The sequence below is a fragment of the Micromonospora parathelypteridis genome (genome assembly GCF_014201145.1).
GTDB classification, from domain to species: domain Bacteria; phylum Actinomycetota; class Actinomycetes; order Mycobacteriales; family Micromonosporaceae; genus Micromonospora; species Micromonospora parathelypteridis.
This window is the reverse complement of sequence record NZ_JACHDP010000001.1, coordinates 1491578-1508245: the sequence shown is the minus strand read 5'-3', so window position 1 is coordinate 1508245 and position 16668 is coordinate 1491578. Positions and strand designations below refer to the sequence as shown.

Sequence of the window (16668 nt, the reverse complement as noted above, 5' to 3'; positions counted from 1 at the left end):
CGTGCACTGGGCACTTGTGAGGCCCCGGTCAACACTCGGCGAGCCGGTCGCGCAGCCGGGCGGCCTGCGGGCCGTTGAGGTCGAGCGCGAGCGCCGCCCGGTACGCCGTCGCGGCCTCGTCGACCCGGCCGAGGCGGTGCAGCAGCTCGCCGCGGGTGGCGTGGAACCACGGGTAGCCGGCCAGCCCGACGATCGCTCCCACCAGGGCCAGCCCGGCGGCGGGGCCGTCCCGCTCGGCGACCGCCGCCGCCCGGTTCAGCCGCACCACCGGGGTGTCGTGCACGGTGAGCAGCACGTCGTACCAGGAGATGACCGCATCCCAAGGTGTCCGGTGGTACGACGGGGCGAGGGCGTGGCAGGCCGCGATGGCGGCCTGGACGACGTACCGGTCGGGATTGACCGGGGTGCGGCGCAGCGCCTCGCCGACCAGCGCGACCCCGGTGGTGATCGCCGCCCGATCCCAGAGCGAGCGGTCCTGCTCGGCGAGGAGCAGCGGCCGGCTGTCGTCGTCGACCCGGGCCAGCCGCCGGGAGTCCTGCAGCAGGAGCAGGGCCAGCAGGCCGAGCACGGTCGGTTCGTCCGGCATCAGCTCGACCAGCAGCCGCGCCAGCCGGAGGCCCTCGTCCGCCAACCCGACCCGGACCACATCGTCGCCGGTGCCGGCCGCGTAACCCTCGTTGAAGATCAGGTAGACGGTGGCGGCGACCCCCGCCAGCCGGCCAGGCAGTTCCTCGGCCGGCGGTATCCGATATGGGATGCCCGCGCGCGTGATCTTCTGTTTTGCTCGGATGAGCCGCTTGGCCATCGTCGCCTCGGGCACCACCAGGGCGCGAGCCACCTCGGCGGTGGCCAGTCCGCCGAGGGTGCGCAGCGCCAGGGCCACCTGCGCGTCCAGTGACAGCGCCGGATGGCAGCAGGTGAAGACCAGCCGGAGCAGGTCGTCCCGGACGGCCTCGGGCGAGTCGGGTGCGGGATCGAGCAGTGCCACGGCCTCGGCCTCCTTCCCGGCGCGGTGGGCTTCTCGGCGGATCACGTCGACCGCCCGCCGCCGTGCCACGACCAACAGCCAGCCGCGCGGGTTGTCAGGTACGCCGTCGCGCGGCCAGGTCTGCAGGGCGCGGACGACCGCGTCCTGCGTGGCGTCCTCGGCCAGGTCGACGTTGCCGGTGACGCGGATCAGCGTGGCGAGAATCCGGGACCGTTCCGCCCGGATCACCTGCGCCGCCGCGTCGGCGGCCCGGTCCTGGCGCCTTGCCGCGTCACCGGTCAGCATCGGATCAGAGCGGAATGACGGGGCGTACCTCGACCGCGCCGTTCCAGGCCGCGGGCATCTTCGCGACCGTCGACACGGCTTCGTCCAGGTCCGCGCATTCCAGCAGGTAGAAGCCGGTCAGGGCTTCCTTGGTCTCGGCGTACGGGCCGTCGGTGGTGAGCACGTCACCACCCTTGCCGCCGGAGACCCGCACGGTGGTCGCCGTCGCCGTCGGGTAGAGCGCGCTGCCGCCGCGGATCACCGCGCGGGCGGCCGCACCGAACTCCCGGTACTCCGCCATCTCGGAAGCCTGCTCGGGGCTGCTCCAGTCGACGTCCGCGGTGTAGGTCAGCGCGATGTAGGTGGGCATGTCCGCTCCTCGCGTCCGGGCCGGGCAGTGGGCGCCGGCCTCAGGTGTCGAGCCGACGCCGGTCGCCGACTCCACCATAGGGACGATCGACCGGACGTCCCACGGGACACTTGGTGCGGAGAATTTCTTGCCGGCGACGTCTCGGCAGCGACGTGGGGCTCAGACCTCGACGAGGGTGGAGAGTCGGCGCTCGACCACCGGCAGCACGTCGGCGACGGTGATCGGGCGGCCCAGCTCGGCGGTGAGCGAGGTGACGCCGGCGTCGCGGATGCCGCAGGGCACGATCCGGTCGAAGTACGTGAGGTCGCAGTCGCAGTTGATCGAGAAGCCGTGCAGGGTGACGCCCCGGGCCACCCGGATGCCGATGGCGGCCACCTTGCGGGCCGGCCCCCGGTCGTCCTCGGGCACCCAGACCCCGCTGCGCCCCTCGACCCGGCCGGCGGCCAGCCCGAACTCGGCGCACACGTCGATCAGCAGCTCTTCGGTCCGGCGTACGTAGGCGACCACGTCCACCGGGTCCGGCAGCCGCAGGATCGGGTAACCGACGAGCTGCCCCGGCCCGTGCCAGGTGATCTTGCCGCCGCGGTCCACGTCGACGACCGGGGTGCCGTCCTCGGGCCGGTCCCACGGTTCGGTGCGCTTGCCCGCGGTGTAGACGCTCGGGTGCTCCAGCAGCAGCACGGTGTCGCCACGCTCACCGGCCACCACCGACTCGTGCAGGCGTCGCTGCTCGTCCCAGGCGGCCTGGTAGTCGAGCAGGCCGGCACGGACGGCCGTCAGGCCGGAGGTCGTCGTTGTCACGGCGTCCAGCCTAGTCCCGCTACCGGCGATCTTCCCTGGTGAGCCGCCTCACCAGGGCCCGGCGGCCGCGCTGCCGCGGGCTTCAGGCGCTCGCCGCCGGGCGGGATTCGCGGCGGCGCCACCGGCGGACGAGCAGGGCGACCGCGAGGAGCGCCGGCACGGTCAGGGTCAGGTAGAACCAGAGCGGGGCGGCGAACGGCGACGGCCGCCGCTCCGGACCACCGAACGCGGCCCGGGTCAGCAGGTCGCCCGGCACCGCCAGGTCGGTGGACCCGGCCGGCGCGGTCACCAGCACGTCGCGGCCACCATCGGTCGACAGCGCGGCGAGGATGGCCCCCCGATCCTCGCCCCGGTCCGCCGCCATCGACTGCTGCACGATCGGGTCGTCGCCGCGCCAGCCGACGATGTTCGACGTCGAGGCCGAGACCGGCAGCGGCTGACCGACCGCTTGGCCGGTGCCGGCGTCCAGGAACTCGATCCGGCGGGTGCGCGCTGCCGTCTGCTCCGGCGTGCAGCCGGGGCCGGCGCATCCGTCGAAGGCGAGCAGCGCGATGCGTCGGCCGTCCGGGTGCCAGGCGGCCGGGCCGGCGAGCCTCCGCCGATCGCCCAGGTCGACCTGCCACCGAATGCTGCCGCCGGCCGGGTCGACGACCACCAGCCGCTGCCGCTCGGCGACCAGCGCGGCCGGGTCCGGCGGTCCGGCCACCGCCACCAGGTCACCGTCGGGCGACCAGGCCCCCGCGGCGAACGCGGCGGAGGTGCCGGCCGCGACGACCTGCTCGGTGCCCCGGTACGGGTCGACGACGAGCACGTCGTCGGGCTTCTCCGGGTCATTGAGCTGCTGGTTGTCCGGGCCGAAGCTGATCACCGAGTCGTTGTTGCTGCGGGTGACCAGGACCCGTTGCAGGTCCGGCGACCAGGCCAGCGGCTGCATCCAGGTGTGGAGCGTGCGGCGCTGCCGGCCGGTGGTGAGATCCAACAGCTCACCGGACGGCCGCAGGTAGTGGCGCCCATCGGGGGAGAGCAGCCCGTGGTCCTCCGCGACCTGCAGCGGGATCAGCCGGTAACCGCCGTCCCGGCCGACCAGCACGCCTGTCGACTCCAGGTAGCGGGTGCGTGGGGTGAAGAAGACCAGCGAAGCCGGGCCGGCCGGGCTCTGCCCGACGGTGGCCTGCCACAGCCACGGGTTGTGCACCCTGGTCGGCACCGAGCCGCCCCAACGGTCCGCGGCTGTGCTGTCCGGGGCCGTGCCGGTGGCGGCCGGCGCGCTGAGCGCCACGAGCGCCAGCCCGAGGCAGACCGCGGCGCCGCGTCGGAGTCTCCTGCCGGTCCTTCGCATCGCCCCATTAGACCGGCCGAAGGCCGATCACGATGCCCCGGTCGGTCGGGCCGCTGCCTACTGGTCAACCGGCGGGATGCGCCAGAGCCAGACGTCGTCGACCCGCTGCGGCTCGCCGAAGAGGGCGGTGGCGGTACGTCGGAGCGCCTCCTCGTCGACCTCGAACTTCGCGCCGTGCACCTGGTCGGCGAGCACCACCGTCTCGATCCGCCAGTGCCGCAGGTCGGAGTTGACCTCTCGGATCGTTCCGTCGGTGACGATCGGCACCAACCCGGTACGGCCCGCCTGGTCCATCAGCGCGCTCAGAGTCCGCGGCACCGGGCCGATCCGGCCGCGCCCGTCCGGCCCGCCGGGGCCGAGGAAGAAGCCGCCCGGAATCTCGAACTCGCCCTGCCGGTGCGACAACGCGTACGCCTGCCAGCGCTGGCCGTCCGGGTAGATGTCGACGGTCAGCGGCACCGGGGTGAGCACCCCGTCCGGTGAGACGTAGTCCCGCCAGGTGCCTGAGGTGATGAACCGCGGGATGGGCTCCCGCTCGTCGGTGAGCAGCGGGGTGGGCAGCAGCGGCAGCAGGGCCACCGCGAACCCGACCAGCCAGACCAACTCCGTGGACCGGTGTCGGGGAGGTGCGGCGCGCAGTTGGTCGACGGCGTACGCCAGCAGCAGCCCGATCACCGGCGCGACCACCAGGGCCAGCCGGGCCGGCAGCGCGGCGTTCACCACCGGCAGTTGTCCGAGCAGGTCGAACGGCATGGGCAGGTCGGTGCGCTGCCCGTCGACCTTGGCGACCGGCCCGAAGGAGAGCACCGTGAAGATCAGCGCGAGGGCGCCCAGCGCCCAGAGCGTGGCGCGGCGGCTGGCGTCAGCCCGCCGCCAGAGCGCGACGAAGCAGACCACGGTGAGCACCAGCAGCGGGATGCCGAAGAACGAGTTCTCCTCGGTCGGGTTCGGTGCCAGCGAGGTGCCCAGCCCTGCCTCGCCGGCCAGTGAGCGGCGCGGGAAGGCGGCGAAGGCGGCGATGTCCTCGGAGTGGATCACCGGGTCGAAGCCGGTGCCGTGGAACCGTTGCGGCCCGGCGAAGTGCAGCCACAGCGGATACGACAGCAGCACGCCGGCCGTCACGGCGGTCACCCCGAGCCCGCGCAGGAAGGTGGGCAGCGCCGCGCGCGCCTCGGCCCGGTTGACCGGGTGCAGCGCCCAGATGGCGACGAACAACCCGAGCGCCACCGCCGTGAAGAAGAGCCCCTCGGCGGCGATCGAGAAGGCCACCGCCACCAGCACGCCGAGGATCACCCCGTCGCGGAGCCAGTGCCCGGGGCGGCGCAGAGCGAACAGCCGCCAGATCAGCAGCGGCACCAGCCAACCAGCGGTCCAGTTCAGGTGCGCGTTGGCATGCGACACCATGCCGGGGGAGTAGGCGATGAACAGGCCACCGACCCCGGCGGCCAGCCGGCTGCGGACCAGGTGCCGGGAGAGCAGCCAGTACCAGGCCAGCGCGGTGGCGAGCAGGTTCAGGGTGAGGATCACCAGGAACGTGGCCGGCGGCCCGATCAGGTACGTGAGCGGGGCGAAGACCACCGCGTACACCGTGATCGAGGTGTTGACCGCGAGGTTCACGCCGTCCGGGACGTTGATCAGGTACGTGAAGAGCGGGTTGTCCCCGTGGGTGACCGCGTGACCGCCGAAGGCCAGCAGCCACTCGAAGAGCGCCTGGTCGCTGGAGTTGACGGTGACGGTGCGCGCGTTCGGGTCCCGCCACAGCCCACTGGTCACCCAGACGGCGAGCGCGAGCGCCACCAGCACGACGATCAGGTCGGCCCGGCGGTCCCGGACGACGCGCGGTGGTGACGCGGGTGCGGGCCCGGTGGCCAGCGACGGGGAGGAGGGCACGCAGCGGACGTTACCAACCGGACCTGGACGGGCCGGTCATACATGCAAGGAGGGGACCCCTGTTATCGCCTGGGGTAGAGGAGGGATCCCCTCGCGTCAGTCGATGGTTCGACGTACACAGTGGTCGCCGTAAATGTGTAGGTGTGCCCCATGTCATGGCGGCGTCACATCGTCGTAACGTCTCGGCAATTCGACCGTGACCCAGTTCACAGTTCGCCCCCTCAGGAGGCCGCCGTGCGCCGCTCCTCGTCCATCCTCACCCGCCTGATCGGTGCCGGCGCCGGGCTCGTCCTCGCCGTGGCCGGCGCGGTCGCCGTCGCCGCACCCGCCCAGGCCGCCACCCTCACCCAGGTCACCGGGTTCGGCTCCAACCCGGGCAACCTCGCCATGTACGCCTACCGGCCGGACAACCTGCCCGCCAACTCCCCGGCCGTGGTCCTGCTGCACGGCTGCACCCAGAACGCCTCCGGATACTTCGCGAACTCGGGCTGGCAGAAGTACGCCGACCAGTGGAAGTTCGCCCTGATCGTCGCCCAGCAGCCCTCCGGCAACAACGCCAACTCCTGCTTCAACTTCTTCGAGTCGGGGGACACCACCCGGGGGCAGGGTGAGGCGCTGTCGATCAAGCAGATGGTCGACCACGCCAAGGCGAACTTCGGGGTGAACGGCTCCCGGGTCTTCGTCAGCGGTCTCTCCGCGGGCGGGGCGATGAGCGCGGTCATGCTCGCCACCTACCCGGAGGTCTTCGCCGCCGGATCGATCATCGCGGGCATCCCGTACCGCTGCGCCACCAGCATGGTCAACGCGTTCAGCTGCATGAACCCGGGCTCGGACAGGACCCCCGCGGCCTGGGGCGACCTGGTTCGGGGCGCGTACTCCGGTTACGCCGGCCCGAGGCCGCGAGTGGCCATCTGGCACGGCACCTCGGACACGACGGTCGCACCGCTCAACGGCACCGAGTCCCGCGACCAGTGGACCAACGTGCGCGGCGTCTCGCAGACCCCGACCAGCACCTCGTCGCTGCCTGGCAACACGAGCCTGGAGGTGTACGGCAACGACGACGTGCGGCTCTACCGGGTCTCCGGGATGGGGCACGGCACCCCGGTCGACCCGGGCTCGGGGGCCGAACAGTGTGGCACCGCTGGCGCCTACTTCCTGGACACCATCTGCTCGACGTACCGTGACGCGCTCTTCTTCGGCCTGAACAACGGCGGCACCACCCCGACCCCCACCCCCACGGCGACCCCCACCCCCACCCCAACGGCCACGCCGACCCCGACCCCCACCCCGACCACGCCGCCGACCTGCGTAACGGCGAGCAACTACGCGCACGTCGCCGCCGGTCGGGCGTACCAGTCGGGTGGCTACGCCTACGCGAACGGCTCCAACCAGCGAATGGGCCTCTACAACACCTTCTACACCAGCGCCCTCAAGCAGACCGGCCCCAACTACTGGGTCATCGGCTGCTGATCCCGCCCCCGCGCGAGGGCCCCTCCCGACCCGACGGGAGGGGCCCTCAACTCGTCAGTCGTCGAGGGCGGCGTGGAGCGCGCCGGGCAGGTCGGGGTGGCGGTACGGGAACTTGGCTCGGGTGAGGACGCCGGGCAGGACTCTGGTGCTGGTGAGGGCCTCGTGGGCGAAGCCGCCGAGGGCCACCTTGAGCGCCAGCGCGGGAATCGGGATGATCGCCGGCCGGTGCAGTTGCCGGGCCAACTCGCGGGTGAACTCGGCGTTGGTGACCGGGTTCGGCCCCACCACGTTGACCGGGCCGGCGATGTCGTCGTGGTCGAGCAGGAAGCAGATCGCGTCCAGCCAGTCGACCAACGACATCCATGGCAGCCACTGCCGACCGCTGCCCAACCGCCCGGCGATGCCCAGCTTGAACGGCAGCAGTTGTGGCTTGAGCAGCCCACCGTCGCGGTGCAGTGGCAGCCCGGTGCGCAGTCGTACGACGCGTACCCCGGCGTCCTCGGCCGGCCGGGTCGCGGCCTCCCACACCCGGCAGACGTCGGCCAGGAAGCCCTCGCCAGCCGGCGAGTCCTCCTCGACCACCCGGTCGCCGGTGTTGCCGTACCAACCCACGGCCGAGGAGTTGAGCAGCGCCCGGGGTCGGTCGGCGGCGGGGAGCCCGGCGAGAGTCGTCGCCAGCGTGGTGGTGCTGTCCACCCGGCTGGTGCGGATCAACCGCCGGTAGTCGTCGTTCCACCGCTTGTCGCCGACGCCCGCGCCGGCCAGGTTGACGACCGCGTCCGCCTCCGCGACCGCCGCCGGGTCGAGCTGGCCGGCAGCCGGGTCCCACTGTCGCTCCTGCGGCTCACGCGGCGTACGACGGACCAACCGGGTGACCTGGTGCCCGTCCGTCGCAAGCCGGTCGCCCAGCCGGGTGCCGAGAAAGCCGGACGCGCCGGCCAGAAGGATCCGCATACCCCATCTTCGCCCAATACACCCCCCACGGATGCGCCCCCACCCCGCTACCCGCCGATCTTGCACTTAGGGTCGCCGTTCTGCCCAACCACGTCCGTTCTGTCGGGACAGCAAGTGCAAGATCGGCGGGCGGGGGGTGGGGGCGGGGGCGGGGCGGGGTGGGGGTTAGGGCTTGAGGGCTGGGCGTAGGTCTGCCAGGAGGCGCTCCACTTCGGCGTAGGAGGCGGGGCTCAGCGGGCCCTGGGTCAGGGTGGCCAGGTTCTCCTCTGCTTGCGTCACCGTGCGCAGGCCGGGGATCGGCACCGTACGCGGACTGCGTGCGAGCAGCCAGCCCAGCGCACCCTGCGCGAGCGTTCGCCCGTCGGCGGTGAGCGCCGCGCGGACCTGCTCGACCCGGGCCGCCCAGCGTGGCGTCGGCCGGCCGTCGGTGAACCACTGCAGCCACTCGGGCGCCCGCCCGCGGACGTCGTCCGCGCCGACCGCCCGGGTCGACCCGGTGAGCAGCCCCATCGCCAACGGCCCGCGGTTGAGGCTGGCCAGGTCGTGGTTGTCGCAGACCGCCAGCACCGCCGCGTTGTCGCGCAGCACCGACTCGTCGTGCTGGATGGCGGCGCAGTGCGGGCCGGCAGCCGCGAACGCCTCCGCCGAGGCAGGGTCGTCGGTGCTCCAGCCGTACGCGCGAATCTTGCCCTGGTCGACCAGGTCCTCCAGGGTGCCGATCAGGTCGAGCGCGGCGGGCACCGGCAGCTCGTTGATGTGCAGCTGGTAGAGGTCGACGTAGTCGGTGCCGAGCCGGCGCAGCGAGTCTTCCAGGCTGCGGACCGCGAACGCCGGGCTGGCGTCGGTGCCGAGCGCCCGCCGGGTGGCCTCCCCGCTGACGTTGCCGAACTTGGTGGCGATCACCGCGCTGTCCCGCCGGCCGGCCAGGGCACGACCGAGGATCCGTTCGCTGTGCCCCGCGCCGTAGTTGCTGGCCGTGTCGAACAGGGTCACCCCGAGGTCGAGCGCGCGGTGGATGGTGCGGATCGACTCGTCGTCGTCCACCTCGCCCCAGCCGAACGGCTGCCCGTCGTCACCCCAGAGCGGCCCGCCGATCGCCCAGCATCCCATCCCGATCGCGCTCACCTTGATGCCGCTGCGTCCCAGCGTCCGTGTCGTCGTCATGCGGCTCAGCCTCCAACCTGGAGTGCGCTCCAGGTCAAGGACTAACATCTCGGGCCATGAGCGGATACGCCCCCTCGGAGGCCGCCCGCCGCAGCGGCTTCAGCCTGGACACCCTGCGGTACTACGAGAAGATCGGCCTGCTCGCCGACGTGGAGCGGACGGCGGGCGGGCAGCGGGTCTTCACCGATGACGACCTCGGCTGGCTGGTGCTGTTCCGCTGCCTGCGCGACACCGGGATGCCGATCGCCCAGATGTGCCGTTACGCGCAACTGGCCCGCGAGGGCGATCACACCGCCGATGAGCGGCGCGAGCTGCTGCAACGGCACGCGACGCAGGTCGAGGAGCAGATGCGTCTGCTCCAGCGGCAGTACGACCACCTTCGGGAGAAGATCCGGTTCTACGAGCGGCTGCCCGGCCCGGTGCCGGAGGTCGAGCAGGCCGGGACAGCCACCCGTCCCTAGGCGGGATACCCGTCAGTCGGTGGCGCGGTCAGGCCGAGGAGTTCCTCGGCCGTGCCGGGTCGACCGGTGAGGGAGTTCAGAGCGGTGACGAGCCGCTTCTCCTCGTAGCGGAAGTGCGACTCCAGCAGCGCGGCCAGGCCGTCCAGCTCGGCGCGCACCTGGGCGAACGGCGCCGCCCTGTCGCCGGCCAGCAGCGCCTCGACCCGCTCCAGGATCCCCGCCACCACCTCGTGATCGGTGATCAGGTTCGCGATGACCGGGCGCAGCTCAGGGACCTGCTCGGCCAGGACGCGAAACGCGCCGCCGTCCTCGCCGGTGTGGTGCCGGCCGAGTGTGGAGCAGAAGGTGAGGCAGTGCGCCCGCAGGTCCCGCGACGGGCGGGCGTCACCCGCGTGGTCGAGGCTTGCCCTGAGGCGGGCGAGTTCCGTGCTGAGCCAGAGGTGAATCTCGATCATCTGGTTGCCGACGGCAGCGAGCCGGCCGGCCGGTGAATCGGTTGGGTGCACGTTTGTCCCATGCTGTCCCCGCGCCTCCATGCCCACGGCGGCCTTCGTGCCGGGTGCACCGCGACGCTGCGCCGGAGTCTATACGGGTGGGTCATGGTGTGGTCGGCTCGTCGGTCTCCTCGACGTTGTGCCACCGTGCACGCCAGGCGGCCTCATGGGCCTCGTGGCTGGTGCGCTCCTCGAAGACGGCGGCTCGCAGCGCGTGCCGGGAACTCGACATCACCAGCACCTCCACGGCCACCAGCCCGACGCAGATCACGGTCGCGAGGGTGAGCGCGCCGAGCGCCGGCAGGTGCTGGGCGATCGGCAGGGCCACCGTGAGCACCAGGATGACGCCGACCCGGGACCAGCTGACGGTGTGCAGGGTGCGCAGTTGGAACAGCATGTTGACGGCGAAATAGCAGATCAACCCACCGAAGAACATCGGTACGCCCGGTCCCTCGATCTTCTCGGCGATCCCACCGGCCGGGTCGGTGATCTTGTGGAGGATCTCCTCGTTGCCGATGGAGAAGAGGATCACTCCGGCGATCATCGGCAGGTAGAGGTAGGCGTACGCGTCGCGAGCCATCGCCACCCGCGGGCCACCCTCCGCCGAGTGCAGGGCGATCCGGGCAGCGGGCCCGATGAAGTCGAAATGCGCCCACCAGAGGGCAGCCGTGATCACGATGCCGAGCGAGGCGGCCGCCACCGCCGGCCAGGTCACCGGCTTGCCGAGCAGGTTGCCGCCCACGCCCGTGGAGATCACCGACTCGCCCAGCGCGATGATCAAGATGAGGTCGTAGCGCTCCGTCCAGTGTTCGGCGCTGGTCACCCCCCAGCCCCAGGTGCCGACGATGAAGCCGGTGGCGTACTGCACGACCACCACGGCGATCCACAGGCTGTCGCGGACCGTGGCGGCCCGGTCAGGGTCGGCGATCTGCGGCGGGATCAGCGCAGCGGCCAGCAGCAGCACGATGCTCACCGCCAGCTCCGGGGCGAAGCGCCGCAGTTGCCGGCGCTCCTGTGGGCTGTTGCGCACCACATGGGCGTAGAGGATCATGTGGACGGCGCGGACCACGACGTAGCTGATCGCCACCAGCATCGGGCCGGCAGCGCTGCCCTTCGGGTCACTGAACGCCTGCGGCAGCCCGAGCGCGAACGCGAACAGGGCGGCCATCGCGATCACCATGAGCACCGGGACGTAGCCCTCGCCGAGCCGGACCCGGGTGGCGACCAGACTGTGCACCACCCAGCACCACCAGAGCACGGCGAGCACCAGACCGGCATGCAGCAGTTGTTTGCCGGAGATGTTCGCGGCGGTCGCCCGGGTGATGATGAAGAACGAGAAGACGAAGACCAGGTCGAAGAAGACCTCGAACTTGTCCACCCGGGCACCGGGGGCGATCGGGACGGCAGGGCCCAGTTGCCCACCCCGCCGGTAGCCGCCCACGGTCCCACTCTGGCAGCGTCCGGACTGGTCGGAGGCCCGAACGGCGATGGCGGCGGTGCCGCGTGTTACCTCCGGCCCGGGGCGGGAAAACACCGGGACCGGCCTTCATTCGGTCCGGAGCGCCGCCTGTCGGCGCGGAGGCCGAATCATGGCCGCCTACGGCCTCCGGCAGTGGGCCGGTCGGTCCGACCCGCCCTGGACAAGGATGGATCATGACGACGAGCAAGCCGATCACCACTTCGTTCGCCCATACCTCCACGGCCATGGACGTGATCAAGGGCGTGGACCTCGTCGGGCGGCGGGCGATCGTCACCGGCGGGTCGTCCGGCATCGGCGTGGAGACCGCCCGTGCCCTGGCCAGCGCCGGTGCGGAGGTCACCCTGGCCGTCCGAAACCCCGACGCCGGCCAGAAGGCCGCCAACGACATCACCGGCACCACCGGCAACGACCGGGTCATGGTCGCCCCGCTCGACCTCGCCGACCAGGGTTCGGTCGCCGACTTCGTGGCCAACTGGGACGGCCCGCTGCACATCCTGGTCAACAACGCCGGCATCATGGCCTCCCCGGAGATGCGTACGCCGCAGGGTTGGGAGATGCAGTTCGCCACCAACCACCTGGGGCACTTCGCGCTCGCCACCGGGCTGCGGCCGGCGCTCGCCGCCGACGGTGCGGCGCGGATCGTCTCGGTCAGCTCCGCCGCCCACCTGCGCTCACCGGTGGTCTTCGACGACATCCAGTACGAGCGCCGGGAGTACGAGCCGTGGCAGGCGTACGGGCAGTCGAAGACGGCCAACGTGCTCTTCGCCGTGGAGGCGAGCCGCCGCTGGGCCGACGACGGCATCATGGCCAACTCGCTGATGCCCGGAGCGATCCAGACCAACCTGCAGCGCTTCGTCAGCGAGGAGGAGCTCAACCGGATCCGCGCGGGCAATTCCGCGGCCTGGAAGACCGTCGAGCAGGGTGCCGCCACCTCGGTGCTGGTCGCCGCGTCGCCGCTGCTCGACGGCGTGGGCGGGCGCTACTTCGAGGACTGTCAGCAGGCCGCCCCCGCCCAGCCCGGCGGACGGACCGGTGTCGCGGACTACGCGCTGGACCCGGAGGCCGCCGAACGGCTCTGGCAGGTCTCGACCGCCCTGCTGAAGGGCTGAGGACCGCAAACGGAAGGGCGCCCCGGTCGACGACCGGGGCGCCCTTCGGCGTTGGTGCTGAATCAGGCCAGGCCCAGCTCCGACTCGAAGTTGCCGGCCTCCAGCCGCTCCTTGACCGCGGCCAGGAAGCGGGCCGCGTCGGCGCCGTCGATGAGCCGGTGGTCGTAGGACAGGGCCAGGTAGACCATCGACCGGACCGCGACGACCTCGCCCAGCTCCGGGTCGTTGACCACGACCGGACGCTTGACCACGGCACCGGTGCCGAGCATCGCCGACTGCGGCGACGGCACGATCGGGGTGTCGAAGAGCGCGCCCCGGCTGCCCGTGTTGGTCAGCGTGAAGGTCGCCCCGGCGATCTCGTCCGGGCTGATCTTGTTGGTCCGGGTCCGCTCGGCCAGGTCCGCGACCCGCTTGGCGATGCCGCCCAGGTTGAGGTCGCCGGCGTTGTGGATGACCGGAACCAGCAGGCCCCGCTCGGTGTCCACCGCGATGCCGAGGTGCTCGGCCTCCGGGTAGGTGATCGTGCCGCCGGCCAGGTCCATCCGGGCGTTGACGATCGGGTACGTCTGCAGCGCCTCGACGGCGGCGAGGGCGAAGAACGGCAGGAAGGACAGCTTGACGCCGTGCCGCTGCAGGAAGGAGTCCTTCGCCTGCGACCGCAGCTTGGCGATCCGGGTGACGTCCACCTCGATCACCGTGGTGAGCTGCGCCATCTCGTGCAGCGACTCCTGCATCCGCGTGGCGATGGCCTTACGGATGCGGGGGAGCTTCTCGGTGGTGCCCCGCTTGCCGCTCGGCTGCGGCTTCGCGGCCGGCTTGGCCGGGGCGGCCGACGGCGCGGCGGCCGGCTGCGCGGCGGCGGGAGCGGCCTTGGCCGCCTTTGCCTTCTCGGCCGCGTCGAGCACGTCCTGCTTGCGGATCCGGCCACCAACGCCGGTGCCGTTGAGCGAGGACAGTTCGACGCCGTGCTCGCTGGCGAGCTTGCGCACCAGCGGGGTGACGTAGCCGGCTGCCTCTTCGCCACCACCCTGCGCGGGGGCAGACGGGCGCGGCGGCGTCGAGGTCGGCGCGGCCGGCTGCGAAGCCTGCTCGGTCTTCGCCGGTTGCGCCGAGCTCTCGGTCTCCGCGGACGGCTCGTTGTACGACAGGCCCGGCGTCGGCTCCTCGACCTTCGGGGCCGGCTTCGGCTCGGCCTTCGGCGCCGGCGCGGCCTCCGCCTTCGGCTCGGGCTTCGGCTCGGGCTTCGCCTGCGCGGGGGCCGCACCGGCAACGCCGATGATCGCCAGGTCGGCGCCGACCGCGGCGGTCTCGTCCTCGGCGACCTTGATCTCCAGCACGGTGCCGGCGACCGGCGACGGGATCTCGGTGTCCACCTTGTCGGTGGAGACCTCCAGCAGCGGCTCGTCGACCTCGATGGTCTCGCCGACCTGCTTGAGCCAGCGGGTGACCGTGCCCTCGGTGACACTCTCACCCAGGGCCGGCATCTTCACCGCGGTGCCCTCGCCCGACGTGGCGGCGGCCGGAGCCGGCGCCTCGGTCGGCGCCTCGTCCTGCGCCACCTCGTCGGCGGTGCCCTCGGCGGCGGCGGTCGGCTCGGTGACCGGCTCGACCGCGGCCGGGGCCTGCTGCTGCTCCTGCGGGGCGGCCTCGCCGCCACCGGTCGACTCGCCCTCACCGGCGATGACGGCGAGCTCGCTGCCGACCTCGGCGGTCTCGTCCTCGCCGACCACGATCCGGCTCAGCACGCCCGCCGCTGGCGACGGGATCTCGGTGTCGACCTTGTCGGTCGAGACCTCGAGCAGGGGCTCGTCGACCTCGACCGTGTCGCCCTCCTGCTTGAGCCAGCGCGTGACGGTGCCCTCGGTGACGCTCTCGCCGAGCCGGGGCATGGTGACCGATACCGGCATTTTCTGAGACTCCTTCATTCCCCTGGTGGGATCTTCGCCCGTCGCCGGACGCCGCGGTTGGATGATCAGGCGTGTGCGTGCAGCGGCTTGCCGGCGAGGGCCAGGTGCGCCTCGCCCAGGGCCTCGTTCTGGGTCGGGTGGGCGTGCACGAGCTGGGCAACCTCGGCCGGGTAGGCCTCCCAGTTGTAGATGAGCTGCGCCTCACCGATCAGCTCACCCACCCGGGCGCCGATCATGTGTACGCCGACGACGGGGCCGTCCTCCACCCGGACCAGCTTTACGAAGCCGGTGGTCTTGAGGATCTGGCTCTTGCCGTTGCCACCCAGGTTGTAGTTGTACGTCTTGACCTTGTCGGCGCCGTACTGCTCCTTGGCCTTCGCCTCGGTCAGACCCACCGACGCCAGCTCCGGGTCGCAGTAGGTCACCCGCGGGATGCCGACCTCGTCGATCACGGCCGGGGTCTGCCCGGCGATCTCCTCGGCCACGAAGATGCCCTGCTGGAAGCCCCGGTGCGCGAGCTGGAGGCCGGGCACGATGTCACCGACCGCGTAGACGTTCGGCACGCTGGTGCGCAGCCGCTCGTCGGTCAGCACGTAGCCGCGGTCCATCTTGACGCCCTGCTCCTCGTACCCGAGGTTGGCGGTGTTCGGGCCGCGACCCACGGCGACCAGCAGCAGCTCGGCCTCGACGGTCTCGCCGCCCTGAATGGTCAGCTTGACGCCGCTCTCGGTCTTCTCGACCTTCTCGAACGGCTTGCCGACCTTGAAGTTGATCTTCCGCTTGCGGAACGCCCGCTCCAGCGCCTTCGACGACTCCTCGTCCTCGGCGGCGACCAGTCGGGGCAGCGCCTCGACGATCGTCACGTCCACGCCGAAGGACTTCCACACACTGGCGAACTCGACGCCGATCACGCCACCACCGAGCACGATCACCGACGACGGCACCCGGTCCATCGTGAGCGCGTGGTCACTGGTGATGATCCGCTCGCCGTCGACCTCCAGGCCGGGCAGGCTCTTGGCGAACGAGCCGGAGGCCAGGACCACGTTGCGGCCGGTGTAGCGCTTGCCGTCGACCTCGACCACGTTCTTGCCGACCAGCTTGCCGTGGCCCTCGACGATGGTGATTCCCTTGTTGCCCTTCAGCATGCCCTGCAGGCCCTTGTAAAGGCGGGCGATAACGCCGTCCTTGTACGAGTTGACCCCGGCCATGTCGATGCCGATCAGCTCGGCCTTCACACCGAACTGCTCCGACTCGCGGGCCTGGTCGGCGATCTCGGCCGCGTGCAGCAGGGCCTTCGTCGGAATGCAGCCGTTGTGCAGGCAGGTGCCGCCGAGTTTGCCCTTCTCAACCAGCGCGACCTTCAGGCCCAGCTGGACGGCGCGCAGCGCGGTCGCGTAGCCGCCGCTGCCACCTCCGAGAATGACGATGTCGAAGGTCGCTTCGTTCGGCTCGCTCACGTCCAACTCCCAGGTCGCGTCGCTGCATCGGGGGTCACAGAGGTGTAACACAGACACACCCCACCTCGGTCATCTTGTCACCACCGGGCACAGGGTGCGTACCGAGGTGCCCAACGACACGTCATCGACACGTACCCTTGGCACCGTCGTCGATGACACAACGTGGGGGAGAGGTCCGGTGGGGTTGTTCCGGCGCCGCAAACAGGCGGCTGTGCCGAGTCATGACCGTGCCGCCGATCGGGGCGACCTGGACCATCTCGAGAATTTCATTCGGAGCCGGCGCGGTGTCGAGGCTTACATCGAGCCCCGGACGACGGTGACGGAGACCACGGTCATCCTGATCGCCGACGACGGAGAGTGGACCCGCCGGCGCATCGACGGCCCGGACGGCGCCCGACGCTTCGCGTACCGGATGGGCATCCCGGTGTACGACGTCCGGCTGATGGGCTACCCGCAGCGGATGCGCGACTTCAACGAGCGCCGCAAGCGTCGGCCCGAGCGGGGCTGAGACGCACGGAGG

Annotated in this window: 15 protein-coding genes; 4 read left to right on the top strand and 11 right to left on the bottom strand. The window is 71.6% G+C overall.

Translation table 11 applies throughout. From position 1 onward, the window contains the following. Positions 1–28 precede the first annotated feature (28 nt). From HNR20_RS06300 to HNR20_RS06280, 5 genes are all read right to left on the bottom strand, one after another. Positions 29–1273: an RNA polymerase sigma factor gene (locus HNR20_RS06300; protein ID WP_184177259.1), complete on the bottom strand. Its 1245-nt coding sequence runs from the start codon at positions 1271–1273 to the stop codon at positions 29–31. Positions 1274–1277: 4 nt separating this feature from the next. Continuing rightward, positions 1278–1622, bottom strand: a complete 345-nt coding sequence (locus HNR20_RS06295) for a YciI family protein (RefSeq protein ID WP_184177257.1) — start codon at positions 1620–1622, stop codon at positions 1278–1280. A gap of 159 nt (positions 1623–1781) precedes the next feature. Continuing rightward, positions 1782–2423 (bottom strand): lipoyl(octanoyl) transferase LipB, encoded by a 642-nt coding sequence (gene lipB, locus HNR20_RS06290; protein WP_184177255.1) that lies wholly within the window; start codon positions 2421–2423, stop codon positions 1782–1784. Between the two features lie 82 nt (positions 2424–2505). Continuing rightward, on the bottom strand, positions 2506–3762 hold the full coding sequence (locus HNR20_RS06285; RefSeq protein WP_184177254.1) for a WD40 repeat domain-containing protein: 1257 nt from the start codon (positions 3760–3762) through the stop codon (positions 2506–2508). 57 nt (positions 3763–3819) lie between these two features. Further along, positions 3820–5652 (bottom strand): DUF6311 domain-containing protein, encoded by a 1833-nt coding sequence (locus HNR20_RS06280; RefSeq protein ID WP_184177252.1) that lies wholly within the window; start codon positions 5650–5652, stop codon positions 3820–3822. 234 nt (positions 5653–5886) lie between these two features. On the opposite strand from HNR20_RS06280, the gene HNR20_RS06275 reads away from it, so the two are divergent. Then, complete coding sequence (locus tag HNR20_RS06275; RefSeq protein WP_184177250.1) at positions 5887–7122, top strand: extracellular catalytic domain type 1 short-chain-length polyhydroxyalkanoate depolymerase; 1236 nt, start codon at positions 5887–5889, stop codon at positions 7120–7122. 54 nt (positions 7123–7176) lie between these two features. On the opposite strand, the gene HNR20_RS06270 is transcribed toward HNR20_RS06275, so the two are convergent. Continuing rightward, positions 7177–8076 (bottom strand): TIGR01777 family oxidoreductase, encoded by a 900-nt coding sequence (locus HNR20_RS06270; protein WP_184177248.1) that lies wholly within the window; start codon positions 8074–8076, stop codon positions 7177–7179. A gap of 165 nt (positions 8077–8241) precedes the next feature. Then, the gene (locus HNR20_RS06265; RefSeq protein WP_184177246.1) at positions 8242–9240 is read right to left on the bottom strand and encodes an aldo/keto reductase; all 999 of its coding nucleotides are present in this window, start codon (positions 9238–9240) and stop codon (positions 8242–8244) included. Between the two features lie 56 nt (positions 9241–9296). On the opposite strand from HNR20_RS06265, the gene HNR20_RS06260 reads away from it, so the two are divergent. Further along, positions 9297–9701, top strand: a complete 405-nt coding sequence (locus tag HNR20_RS06260) for a MerR family transcriptional regulator (protein WP_184177244.1) — start codon at positions 9297–9299, stop codon at positions 9699–9701. Here HNR20_RS06260 and HNR20_RS06255 read toward each other — a convergent pair. Both HNR20_RS06255 and HNR20_RS06250 read right to left on the bottom strand, forming a co-directional pair. Next, the gene (locus tag HNR20_RS06255; protein WP_229687202.1) at positions 9698–10207 is read right to left on the bottom strand and encodes a hemerythrin domain-containing protein; all 510 of its coding nucleotides are present in this window, start codon (positions 10205–10207) and stop codon (positions 9698–9700) included. The genes HNR20_RS06260 and HNR20_RS06255 overlap by 4 nt on opposite strands. Positions 10208–10298: 91 nt before the next feature. Next, positions 10299–11636 carry a low temperature requirement protein A gene (locus tag HNR20_RS06250; RefSeq protein ID WP_184177242.1) on the bottom strand — a complete coding sequence of 446 codons (1338 nt, stop codon included), beginning with the start codon at positions 11634–11636 and terminating at the stop codon, positions 10299–10301. Between the two features lie 212 nt (positions 11637–11848). Here HNR20_RS06250 and HNR20_RS06245 point away from each other — a divergent pair, with 212 nt between their 5' ends. Beyond that, positions 11849–12784: an SDR family NAD(P)-dependent oxidoreductase gene (locus tag HNR20_RS06245; RefSeq protein WP_184177241.1), complete on the top strand. Its 936-nt coding sequence runs from the start codon at positions 11849–11851 to the stop codon at positions 12782–12784. Positions 12785–12846: 62 nt separating this feature from the next. Here HNR20_RS06245 and sucB read toward each other — a convergent pair whose 3' ends face one another. After that, the gene (sucB, locus tag HNR20_RS06240; RefSeq protein ID WP_184177239.1) at positions 12847–14691 is read right to left on the bottom strand and encodes a 2-oxoglutarate dehydrogenase, E2 component, dihydrolipoamide succinyltransferase; all 1845 of its coding nucleotides are present in this window, start codon (positions 14689–14691) and stop codon (positions 12847–12849) included. Positions 14692–14756: 65 nt separating this feature from the next. After that, positions 14757–16148, bottom strand: a complete 1392-nt coding sequence (lpdA, locus tag HNR20_RS06235; protein ID WP_184177237.1) for a dihydrolipoyl dehydrogenase — start codon at positions 16146–16148, stop codon at positions 14757–14759. 178 nt (positions 16149–16326) lie between these two features. On the opposite strand from lpdA, the gene HNR20_RS06230 reads away from it, so the two are divergent. Then, positions 16327–16656, top strand: coding sequence for a hypothetical protein (locus tag HNR20_RS06230; protein ID WP_184177235.1), 330 nt, complete (start codon positions 16327–16329; stop codon positions 16654–16656). The last annotated feature ends 12 nt before the right edge of the window (positions 16657–16668 follow it).

Excerpts from the sequence above, each read along its gene's own strand:
- HNR20_RS06300 (WP_184177259.1), bottom strand. The coding sequence starts at position 1,273 with ATGCTGACCGGTGACGCGGCAAGGCGCCAGGACCGGGCCGCCGACGCG.
- HNR20_RS06295 (WP_184177257.1), bottom strand. The coding sequence starts at position 1,622 with ATGCCCACCTACATCGCGCTGACCTACACCGCGGACGTCGACTGGAGC.
- HNR20_RS06285 (WP_184177254.1), bottom strand. The coding sequence starts at position 3,762 with ATGCGAAGGACCGGCAGGAGACTCCGACGCGGCGCCGCGGTCTGCCTC.
- HNR20_RS06270 (WP_184177248.1), bottom strand. The coding sequence starts at position 8,076 with ATGCGGATCCTTCTGGCCGGCGCGTCCGGCTTTCTCGGCACCCGGCTG.
- HNR20_RS06265 (WP_184177246.1), bottom strand. The coding sequence starts at position 9,240 with ATGACGACGACACGGACGCTGGGACGCAGCGGCATCAAGGTGAGCGCG.
- HNR20_RS06260 (WP_184177244.1), top strand. The coding sequence starts at position 9,297 with ATGAGCGGATACGCCCCCTCGGAGGCCGCCCGCCGCAGCGGCTTCAGC.
- HNR20_RS06245 (WP_184177241.1), top strand. The coding sequence starts at position 11,849 with ATGACGACGAGCAAGCCGATCACCACTTCGTTCGCCCATACCTCCACG.
- sucB (WP_184177239.1), bottom strand. The coding sequence starts at position 14,691 with ATGCCGGTATCGGTCACCATGCCCCGGCTCGGCGAGAGCGTCACCGAG.